The organism is Rhizocola hellebori (assembly GCF_016862955.1).
Classification (GTDB): domain Bacteria; phylum Actinomycetota; class Actinomycetes; order Mycobacteriales; family Micromonosporaceae; genus Rhizocola; species Rhizocola hellebori.
Genome location: NZ_BONY01000062.1, coordinates 44755 through 54641 on the forward strand (window position 1 = coordinate 44755; position 9887 = coordinate 54641).

The 9887-nt window shown below is 68.4% G+C and carries 10 protein-coding genes; 3 read left to right on the top strand and 7 right to left on the bottom strand.

Annotated features, from left to right (window positions below; translation table 11 throughout):
- The 3 genes from Rhe02_RS35855 to Rhe02_RS35865 form a co-directional block, all read right to left on the bottom strand.
- The gene (locus Rhe02_RS35855; protein ID WP_203912899.1) at positions 1-786 is read right to left on the bottom strand and encodes a hypothetical protein; all 786 of its coding nucleotides are present in this window, start codon (positions 784-786) and stop codon (positions 1-3) included.
- Positions 787-867: 81 nt separating this feature from the next.
- Positions 868-1587 carry a M23 family metallopeptidase gene (locus tag Rhe02_RS35860; RefSeq protein WP_203912900.1) on the bottom strand — a complete coding sequence of 240 codons (720 nt, stop codon included), beginning with the start codon at positions 1585-1587 and terminating at the stop codon, positions 868-870.
- 11 nt (positions 1588-1598) lie between these two features.
- Positions 1599-2393: a class I SAM-dependent methyltransferase gene (locus tag Rhe02_RS35865; RefSeq protein WP_239124271.1), complete on the bottom strand. Its 795-nt coding sequence runs from the start codon at positions 2391-2393 to the stop codon at positions 1599-1601.
- A 128-nt stretch (positions 2394-2521) separates the two neighbouring features.
- Between Rhe02_RS35865 and Rhe02_RS35870 the strand changes: the two genes are divergently transcribed.
- Entirely contained in the window at positions 2522-3982 is a 1461-nt protein-coding gene (locus Rhe02_RS35870; protein WP_203912901.1) for a PhoX family protein, read from the top strand.
- Here Rhe02_RS35870 and Rhe02_RS35875 read toward each other — a convergent pair whose 3' ends face one another.
- Positions 3983-5248 carry an alpha-L-fucosidase gene (locus tag Rhe02_RS35875; protein WP_203912902.1) on the bottom strand — a complete coding sequence of 422 codons (1266 nt, stop codon included), beginning with the start codon at positions 5246-5248 and terminating at the stop codon, positions 3983-3985.
- Positions 5249-5351: 103 nt separating this feature from the next.
- Here Rhe02_RS35875 and Rhe02_RS35880 point away from each other — a divergent pair, with 103 nt between their 5' ends.
- Positions 5352-6191 (top strand): AraC family transcriptional regulator, encoded by an 840-nt coding sequence (locus tag Rhe02_RS35880; protein ID WP_203912903.1) that lies wholly within the window; start codon positions 5352-5354, stop codon positions 6189-6191.
- Here the strand turns inward: Rhe02_RS35880 and Rhe02_RS35885 are convergent.
- Genes Rhe02_RS35885 through Rhe02_RS35895 form a run of 3 tightly spaced genes read right to left on the bottom strand, consistent with a single transcriptional unit; the run spans position 6119 to position 9115 of the window.
- Entirely contained in the window at positions 6119-7006 is an 888-nt protein-coding gene (locus Rhe02_RS35885) for a Gmad2 immunoglobulin-like domain-containing protein (RefSeq protein WP_203912904.1), read from the bottom strand. The genes Rhe02_RS35880 and Rhe02_RS35885 overlap by 73 nt on opposite strands.
- Positions 7003-8436 carry an ATP-binding protein gene (locus tag Rhe02_RS35890; RefSeq protein ID WP_203912905.1) on the bottom strand — a complete coding sequence of 478 codons (1434 nt, stop codon included), beginning with the start codon at positions 8434-8436 and terminating at the stop codon, positions 7003-7005. The genes Rhe02_RS35885 and Rhe02_RS35890 overlap by 4 nt, the downstream gene beginning before the upstream one ends.
- 1 nt (position 8437) lies before the next feature.
- Positions 8438-9115, bottom strand: a complete 678-nt coding sequence (locus tag Rhe02_RS35895) for a response regulator (RefSeq protein WP_203912906.1) — start codon at positions 9113-9115, stop codon at positions 8438-8440.
- A gap of 190 nt (positions 9116-9305) precedes the next feature.
- Here Rhe02_RS35895 and Rhe02_RS35900 point away from each other — a divergent pair, with 190 nt between their 5' ends.
- On the top strand, positions 9306-9869 hold the full coding sequence (locus Rhe02_RS35900) for a superoxide dismutase family protein (protein ID WP_203912907.1): 564 nt from the start codon (positions 9306-9308) through the stop codon (positions 9867-9869).
- The last annotated feature ends 18 nt before the right edge of the window (positions 9870-9887 follow it).

Sequence of the window (9887 nt, forward strand, 5' to 3'; positions counted from 1 at the left end):
CTACTGCTCGATAACCACGGCCTTGGCCACCAGAATCTCCTCGCTGCCGATCTGCCAGAAGTAACCCGGCCTGATCACCAGCACCTCGGTTCCTTCCTGCGTGGTGGCGACGACGGACTCGTGCCGAAGGCGATCGAATTTTATCGTTGCGCCCGCGCTCTCGATAGGTTTGAGGCCGTGTGCTTGGGCGGCAGCGTGTATCCGTTGCAGAAGCACCCGGGCGCTGGCCCCGCTGGCGATCAGCTCCTCCAGCTCCATCGCCACCTTGGCGTAGGCGCGGGCGCTGTCGGCCTTGAGTCGATCCTCGAAGATCTTCTGCCGCTCGGCCTGCTCGGCGGGGTCGGCCTGGATCACCACCGGCTCGGCCTGGATGACCACGGGCTCGGCGTGGATGATGACCGGTTCGGCGTGGATGACGACGGGCTCGGGCGGGATCCCCAGCTGCAATGCGGCCAGGATGATGTCGCCCAGCACCTTGCGATCGGGGTTGATCTGCGCCTTTCCGGAGGCCAGCAGCTTCACGGCCTGTTCTGCGTCGGGCAGAACCGGAGGGGATCCCCACGCGTAGGTTCTTGTCTCGGGTACGAAATAGATATGTGGATCATCCTTGATGGCTCGCTCATATCGGCTCCAGCGCGAGCTGACCACATAGTCCGGCAAGCCGCTGCCGACCAGGTGGGCCATGATGTTTTCGAAGGTGACAGGGGTGCCCGCTCTTTCGATCACGTGAAGGAAGACCGCCAGCGGGTCCCGCGAGAAGGTGCGGTAAAGGTCGGTCATCGTCACGTCACGATGCTATGAGCCGAACCGCCCGCCGGGTAGGCAGTTGATTCGACACTTGTCGCTGTCTGCTTGTGCGAAGTGGATCTATGGATCGGTCTGCGGGGTGGCCGGGCAGCCGTTGCTGGCTTGCCACGCGGCGATTTCCGTTGCTGGAGAACGGGTTTCGTTGCGCCGCCAGGCGTCCAGGTAGGGGGCGGGCCAGATCACGCCGCGCCGGGTCCACCAGTCAGCCGACCGCGCGCACGGCGGAGATATGCCGAAATGCAGATGGCACACGGTGGTGTTGCCGGTCTTGCCGATGGTGGCCAGGCGCTGGCCGTGCTCGACTTTCACGCCCGGATTGATGCCGGTCTCGATGACGTCCAGGTGGGCGCCGTAGTAGCGGACGCCGTCGATGCCCAGCAGGGAGATGCTGCGCCCGCCGCGGGTGGCGCCATCGTTGATCTTCGCGTCGTAGCTGTCGACCCGGGTGACCTCGAGGATGACGCCGTCGATCGGCGCGACAAACCCCAGGCCGCACGCGGCGATGATGTCGCTGGCCGGATAGTCGTGGTGGTCCGGGTCGTAGCTGGCCTTGCCCGCCACGGGAAATACATAGCGGATCGGGGCCGGGGTGCTCGCCTCGGCGGTGGGCGAGCTCGACGTCGCGGGGGCGGGCGTCGCCGACGTGGTCGGCTGCTGGGTGGGCGCGGCGGAGGGTTGGCCGGCCCGGCTGCGCAGCACCAGGAAGGTCACCGCCGCGACCAGGGCGAAGGCTAGGATCGCGACCAGCAGTGCTCGCGAGGTCCCCGAAAGTCTCGTCACGCCGACCTACGTTAGCCGGGATTGATCCCCTTGACAGCCCACGCCCGTGCGGTCAGCGAGATCGATCCGTCCTCGGCCCAGGGCAGGCTGGCCCGCAGCTGTTCGCGCAAGGTGTCGCGATGCTCGTCGGTCAGCGTCTTGACATAGGCGGGCGCCGGCCCCTGGCCGCCGAGGAACGGGCCCCAGTAGTCGTCGAAATCCTTGAAGACCGTGGGCACCTCGATTCCCTCCACCGCCACCTCCTGCAGCCCGGCCTGTGTCCACAGCGCACGCAGCGGCTCCGGGCGGCACATCGCGAACCGGCGCAGCTCGTCGAGCTCGCCCGCGGCCGGGTCGATTGCCGTTGCGGCGTCCCAGAAGTAGCGCATCATCTGCATGCCCTCGGCGTAGTCCCACACGTAGGCGGCGGCCACCCCCTCGGGCGCGGCGACGCGGGCGAACTCGGCCACAGCGCGGGCCGGATCGGGCACGAAGTTGATGGCCAGCCCGCTCACCACCGCGGTGAATTGCCTGTCCTCCAAGGGAAGCGCCTGCGCATCACCGGCCCGGAAGCGGACCCTCGGGTCGAGGATCCTGGCGCGGGCGTCCATCAGGAACTGCTCCGACGGATCCACACCGACCAGCTCGACCGGGTCGGCCTGGGTGAGGATGGCCGCCGACAGCGCGCCGGTGCCGCACCCGATGTCGGCCCACCGGCCCCGTGTCGGCAACTGCAGCCAGGAAAGGAAACCCACCGCCACCCGGCGGCTCCACCGGCCGACATAGGCCTCGTAGGCATCGCCGACCGCCCACACGTCCTTCAGCACACAGCGAGAATACGGCCATCGACCCGGTAGAGGCCAACACGCCGCAGGTCCTGGCTACCTCGCTGGACTGTCGGATGAACGCTAGCGTGACCCCGGGGGGCGAAGTGGCCTGGATCAAGGAGGATCGTATGACCATAGTAGATAGACGAACATTGCTGCGGGGCGCGGCCGCGGGCGCGATTGTGGGCGGGCCGTTTGCCGGACTTGTGGCCAGAGCGGCAAATGCGGCAGAGGTCGACAGGATCGAGCGCCCGCCGCTGGAGCCGGTGCCCGACATGCGCGACGGCCAGGTGCGGCTCTGGCTTCCGCCCCACTTCCAGTACCGGTCGTTTCACGACACCGAAACACAGATCCTGCTCAACGACGGGACCATCCTGCCGGGAAGGCACGACGGCATGGCCGCCTTCCGCGGGCCGCGCGGCAGCATCATCCTGGTGCGAAACCACGAAATCAACGGACCCGGGGCGGCTTTCGGCCCGGGCGTGCCCTATGACGCCATGGCCCGTGGTGGCACGACCACCATCCAGGTCACCGGCATGGGTGAGGTCATCCGTTCCTACACCAGCCTCAACGGTACCCAGATGAACTGCTCCGGTGGCCCGATGCCATGGGACAGCTGGATTTCTTGCGAGGAGACGGTCAACGGCCCGGATGTGGCCGCCGACTTCACCGGCGTGCCGAACACGCCGCTGCTGCAGCGGCACGGGTTCATCTTCGAGGTGCCGGCCGGTGGGCAGTCCAACCGCCAGCCGATCACGGCCGCCGGCCGCTTCGCCCACGAGTCGGTCGCGTGTGACCCGCACGACGGGGCGATCTACGAGACCGAGGACAACTTCGGATTCGCCTCCGGGTTCTACCGCTACCTGCCGCCGCGCAACCCCTGCCACACCGGGCGCCTGGCCGACGGCGGCCGGCTGCAGATGCTCGCCGTGCGGGGCACACCCAACGCGGAGCTGGCGGCGCAGCAGACGCCGGGGGCCAGATACCGCGTGAAGTGGGTCGACATCGACGACCCGGCGCCCACCTTCCCCTACGTGCCCGGGACTCCCGCGCTGACCACCAACGACACCGCACTGACCTATGTGGGCAACCAGGGCCGGGCGCAGGGGGCAGCGCACTTCTCCCGTCTGGAGGGCGCCACCTACCACGACGGCGTCGTCTATTTCTGCTCCACCCAGGGCGGCGGCGCTGCCGAGGACGGGCCTGGCCCGATCGCCAACGGCTACGGCAACGGCACCGGCCAGGTGTGGGCCTACCACACCCGGTCGCAGGTGCTGGAGCTGATTTTCCAGTCGCCGAGCGCGGCGGTGCTGGACTTCCCGGACAACATCACCACCAGCCCGCGCGGCACGCTCGTGCTGTGCGAGGACAACGTCAACGACAACTTCGTGCGCGGGCTGACCACCGATGGGGAGCTGTTCGACATCGCGCTGAACCGCTTGCGCAGCAGCACCGGAGCCGACCGGTCCAATGACGAGTTCGCGGGCTCGACCTTCAGCCCGGACGGCAAGACGCTCTTCGTCAACATCCAGGCAAGTGCGGGAATGTCTTTCGCCATCTGGGGTCCGTGGCGGCGCCTCGGCGTGTGATCATTCGCGCCCGGTCCCGCGATAGAGGTCCATCTCGCCATCGAGCTCCACGGCGATGACGATGGCGGATTCGTCGATATCGGCGGGGCCGGGCGCGTCTATCCACAGCACGCCCGGCACCTCGCCGTGTCCACCGGTCACCCGGTGCGCCAGCTCGGCGCCGCTGCCGACCACGCGCGCCCGCAGCACCTTGTTGCGCAGCCCGCGCAGGCCGATGCTCTCGCGCGGGATGTCGAAACAGATCAGGTAGAGGGTGCGCCGGTCGGCCGAGACGGTGCTCGGCCCGTAGTGGTGACCGGGCGGCAGGCCGGCCTGCGTGTCGTAGACCGCCTCGGCGTGCTTGGCTATCCAGCCGCCGAGGGCCTCCAGCCGCTGCGTCTGCGGCGCGGTGATGGTGCCATCGGCCATCGGGCCGACGTCGAGCAGCAGATTTCCACCTGCCCCAATGGTTTCGGTGAAGTAGCGCACCAGCTGCCGAACCGACTTGTGGTTGTCATCGCCGTGCTGATAGCCCCACGAGTCGTTGACGGTCAGGCACAGCTCCCAGGGGCCTGATGGCGGGGTCATCGGCACTCCCTGCTCGGGCGTGGCGTAGTCGCCGTAGGAAAGCATGCGGGCGTTGAGGATCGTCTCCGGGTTGGCGTCGAGAATGCGCCGCGCCAGCGGCTCGAGCTGCCACTGCTCCTCGCTGCGCTCCCATTCGCCGTCGAACCAGAGCAGGTCGGGGTGGTACCGGTCGACCAGCTCGCCGACCTGACCGTCCCGGTAGCGCAGGTACCGCTGCCAAGCCGCCGGATCCTCCTGCCCCTCCAGCGGTGTCACATAACGGTTTTCGTTGACCCAGCCGGCCTGACCCAGGCTGCGCACGCTGGCGTATTCGGGATGGTTCCAGTCGGAGTGGGAATAGTAGAAGCCCACCTTGAGCCCGCGCTCGCGCAGTGCCTCCACATAGGACGCCAGCAGGTCGCGCCCGGCCGGGGTGTGCCGCACGTTCAAGTCGCCATATTCGGTGTCCCACAACGCGAAACCGTCATGGTGCCGCGCGGTCAGCACGGCATAGCGCGCACCGGAGCGGGCGAACAGATCGGCCCAGGCCCCCGGGTCGTACTTCGCGGCGGTGAACCCGGACAGCTGTGCCATATAGCGGTCGTGCGGGACGTCGCCGTTGTAGAACGCCCACGACTCGGGGACGCCGTCGACGGCGTAGATGCCGTAGTGCAGGAAGATGCCAAGTTTGGCGCTGGGAAACCAGGGCTGCATGGGCATGGGGTTCTCCTCTGCGGGCGTGCTGGTCCTGGCTGGATCAGGCTAAAGCCAAGCTCCCAGCCAACGCGTGGGTTCTGCTCACCTTTACTGGTAACTTTTCACCATGCTGCTGCCCGAGGGGAAGGTGTCGGTGCGCCTGCACCGGCCACCCCGGGTGGCCAACGCCGGCGCCGCCCTGCATGGCACGACCGGCCTGCACGACACCTTTCTGCTGCCCGACCTCTGGCAGCTTCACCTCTACGCCTACTCCGGGGAGCTGACCCTCGGCGGCCTGCACCATCCGATCCGGCCGGGGCACATCAGTCTCGTCCCGCCGGGCGAGACAGTGAGCTTTCGCTACCTGGGCCGTTCCGAGCACCTCTTCGTGCACCTGCGGCTCGACCCGGCCGGTGGCGCGCAGACCGTTCCGGTGATGCAAGACGCGGGCGAGCAGGCCGAGCCGCTGGCGGAGCTGCTGCGCCGGGCGGTGGCCGCCGCGCCGAGCCGTCCCGAGCAGGCCGCGGCCGAGGTGTGGGCCGCGTTGTGGCGGATAGCCCAGCTTCCCCGCCCCAGCCCCGGCGGACGTCACCTGGCCGTGGTGCGAGCCATGGACTTCATCGAGGCAAGGCTCGCCGAGCCGGTCACCGTGCCGCAGATCGCCCGGCACGCCGACGTCTCGCACAACCAGCTGACCCGCCTGTTTCGCGCCGACACCGGCTCAACCGTGGTCGCCTACCTGCGCCGTCGCCGTCTCGCCCGCGCTGAACACCTGCTGCGCCGCACGACGCTGCCGATTCCCGCGATCGCCGCGTCGGTCGGCATCCCGGATCTGCAGGCGTTCAACAAGTCCTGCCGTCGCGAGCTGGGCGCGTCACCGCGCGCCGTGCGAAACTACCCGCAGACAACGAGTGTCAGGGGAATCTCGACGATGCTGATCCGTGAGCCGTCCTCACCGGACACCTGAAATACCTGCAGCCTGCCCTGCTGATCCGTGCATGGCTGTTTTTTGGGTACCGAGTAGGGCAACTGCAGCGAATAATCGCCACGGCAGCCGTTGCCACAGGTGGCAGTGGCGAATTTGGTAGCGATCTCCATGCCGGAGGCATCGAGCAGGCGAACACTTACGGTGGCCTCCCTGACATCGGCCGTACCGGAAATGGTGATCGGGCTGGAGACCCGCTGGCCGATCACAGGGCTCATCACGACGATCTGCGGCAGCAGGTCGGCGAAATCGGCGCGGCCGAAGGGTTCCCCGGTCGGGTTGCCGCCCATCAGGAATCCCACCTGGCGCACGCTGGGAAACTGGGTGAGGGTGAAGACGACCTGTGCCCGGCGCAGCCGCGCGATGTCCTTCCCACCGGCGAAGAACCCGGACGAGAAGCTGACGATGGCCACCCCGTCGGCGATCCCCCTGACGTCGAAGGTGGTCTCGGCGGGGATGGCGTTGCTCATCCCCAAGCCGGCCTCGACCGAGGTCGGCCCGGCCAGCAGCTCGGTGAGGGCCAGCCGTGAGGTTGCCTGGGTCGCCGGCCGGATCCGTTGCGTGGGAACGACTCTGTTGCTCCGTGCGAACCAGGTCTGGATGGTGACGGTGGTGCTGCTCGTCCCGTCCGGTGTGGACGACGGCTGAGCCGACGGCGACGGCGACGTTTGCGCGGAGACGGCGGGGGAGGGTGGCTCACCGGTCGGTCCGGCCCCCAGCGAGCCGGAACCGGTGGGGCCGCATCCTGCCGCGGCGACGGCGAGCAACGCGGCGGTGATAGCGGTGAGGCGTCTCATGATGGTCCCTCCTCGAAGGTGTCGTGAGCCTCACCGTGCCCGGCCGACCCCACAGTGGCTTCACCGTCGGGTAACCGGTAGGTAACAGGCAGCGTGAGCTGGAAGCGGGTGCCCACCCCAACCTCGCTTTCCACGCGCAGATCCGCTTGCAGGAGACGGGCGTTCTCCAGCGCGATGGCCAGGCCGAGCCCGCTGCCCGAGCCGCCCCGCGCGGGATCGGACTTGTAGAAGCGCTCGAAAAGGCGAGGCAGGTGCTCGGCGGGGATGCCCGGCCCGCGATCGCTGACCTGCACGCTCGGGCCCGGACCGACCCGAACGTGCACCCCGGCGCCGCCGTGTTCCACCGCGTTGGCGACGAGGTTGGCCAGGACACGTTCCAGCCGGCGCGGGTCGGTGTGCACGGTCACCGCCTCGCCCTCCACCTTCGCCTGGGCCTGCCATCCGCGGCTGGCCACGATCGCGCGCAGCAGCGCCACCAGCTCGGTGGGCCGGGCGCTGACCAGCTCCTGACCGGCGTCCAAACGGGAGATTTCGAGCAACTCGTCGACCAGATGCCGTAGCCGCACCACGTCCGACACCACGATCTCGGCGGGGCGTCGCGCCGTGTCGGGCAGGGCTTGCAGGTGTTCGCGAAGCATCGACGCCGCCGCCACCAGAGCCGTCACCGGGGTCCGCAACTCGTGTGCCACATCGGCGGTGAAGCGCCGCTCGCGCGCCTGGGCGCTGGCCAGCGCGGCAATCTTCGCCTCCAGCGCCTCGGCCATCCGGTTGAACGACTCCGCCCACGCCCCGAATTCGTCCCGGTTGCGCACCGGCAGCCGTGTCGCGAGCAGTCCTTCGGCGATGGCGTGGGCCGCCTCGCTGGCCCGGCCCACCGGCTCGAGCGTGCGCCGCGCAAGCGCCCGCCCCACCAGGGCGGCGAGCAGCACGGCCGCGGCCCAGCTCGCCAGCATGGCCGTGCGCAGCTGGGCAAGGTCCTCGTAGATACGTTCCTCGGCATAGACCACATAGAGCTGATCGGTCGAGCCCGGGATCTGGCCGCCCACCACCAGCTGGCGGCCGGTCCGCTCGAAGGCGACCTGGCCCGTGGCGGCCAGCGAACGCGTCCTATCGCCGGGCTCGGCGCGGAAGGCCACGTTCGACGCGGTCACGCTCTGCGCGGTGACGAGCACGACATGGCGGCCGCTGCCTTCGAAACTGTCCAGCAGGTTGGCCGTACGGGTCTGGTCGAGGGGCAGAAACTGGTGCGCCAGAACGAGTTGATAGCGCACATCGGTGGCGGCGCGCGAAAGCGAGTCGGCGAAGCGGGCGCGGCTGACCATCGCGTACGAGCCGGTGGCCAGCGCCGCCATGGAGAAACCCGCCACCGCCACAAAGGCGACGGTCAGCCGCCGGCGCAGGCGGCCGGGCTGAACCGCGCGGCCGGCCATCTCACAGCGCCAGTTTGTAGCCGGCGCCGCGCACTGTCCTGATGAGACGCGGGCTGGCCGGATCGTCCTCCACCTTGGCGCGCAACCGTTGCACCGCCACGTCCACCAGCCGTGAGTCGCCCAGGAATGGGTAGTTCCAGACCCGTTCCAGCAACACCTCACGCGTGAACACCAGCCCCGGACGGCGGGCAAGCTCAAGCAGGAGACGGAATTCGGTCGCGGTCAGCACGAGCTCCCGGCCGGATTTGTGTGCGGTGAACCGCAGCGGATCGAGCCGCAGCTCGCCCACGGCCACGATTTCCTGCTCGGCCGGGGCCGACCCGCGGCGCAGCAGGGCGCGCACCCGCGCCACCAACTCGGGCATCTCAAACGGCTTGCGCAGATAGTCGTCGGCGCCCGCCTCCAGCCCCACCACGACATCGATGGTGTCCGACAGCGCCGTGACCATCAGAATGGGCTGCTGGCTGGTCCGCCGGATCTCTTGGCACACCTCAAGTCCGTCGCGTCCGGGCAGCATGACGTCGAGCACGACCAGGTCGTAGTCGTGGGCGCGCCACGCGGCGAGGGCGTCTGTTCCGTTGGTGGCTGTGCTGACACGCAACCCGGCCCGCGTCAGACCCAGGGCGATGACCTCGCGGATCGACGCGTCGTCTTCGACTATCAGCACTCGGCCTTCCATGGCAGCGTCAGCGTGACACGCCAATGCGATTAGTAACAGACCTTGTACGTTTTGCGTTGATGATGGAATGAATCCAATTAGACCTGTTCTTGGTGGATTGCTTGCCCCCAAGACATCAACGTATGACAATGGCTCTGATACGCCGCCCGGCCCTCGGCGGCGCGCGCAAACCCTTGCCTGGGAGGCAATTATGCGCATTCCACGAATCCATCGGATGCTGGCAGGACTGGCTGTTACCGGCCTGGCAGTAGCGGTCGTCCCGGCTTCGGCCGTCGCTTACGACGACAGCAGGGGGGCGACCGCAACGGTCCGCGATGTGAACGGCACATCACTCGGGACCGTTGTCCTTCAATCGTCTGGCGGAAAGATCGTCGTGGCGGGCAGGTTGTCCGGTCTCACCGCCGGCTTCCATGGCTTCCACATCCACGCGGTCGGCCTCTGCGAAGCGCCCTTCACCACGGCCGGCGGGCACCTCAACCCGGCCGGGGTAGGACACGGCCAGCACGCCGGCGACCTGCCCCTGCTCAAGGTCGCAGCCGACGGCAGGGCGACCTCCGTGACGGAGACCGACTCGGTCACCTTCGCGGACATCTTCGACGCCGACGGCTCGGCAATCATCATCCACGCACTGCCGGACAACTACGCAAACATCCCGACCCGCTACTCGGCCGCCGGAATCCCCGGCCCCGACGCAGCGACCCTCGGCACCGGCGACGCCGGCGGCCGCATCGCCTGCGGCATCATCAAGCGGTAACCAGACTGTCATGCTGGC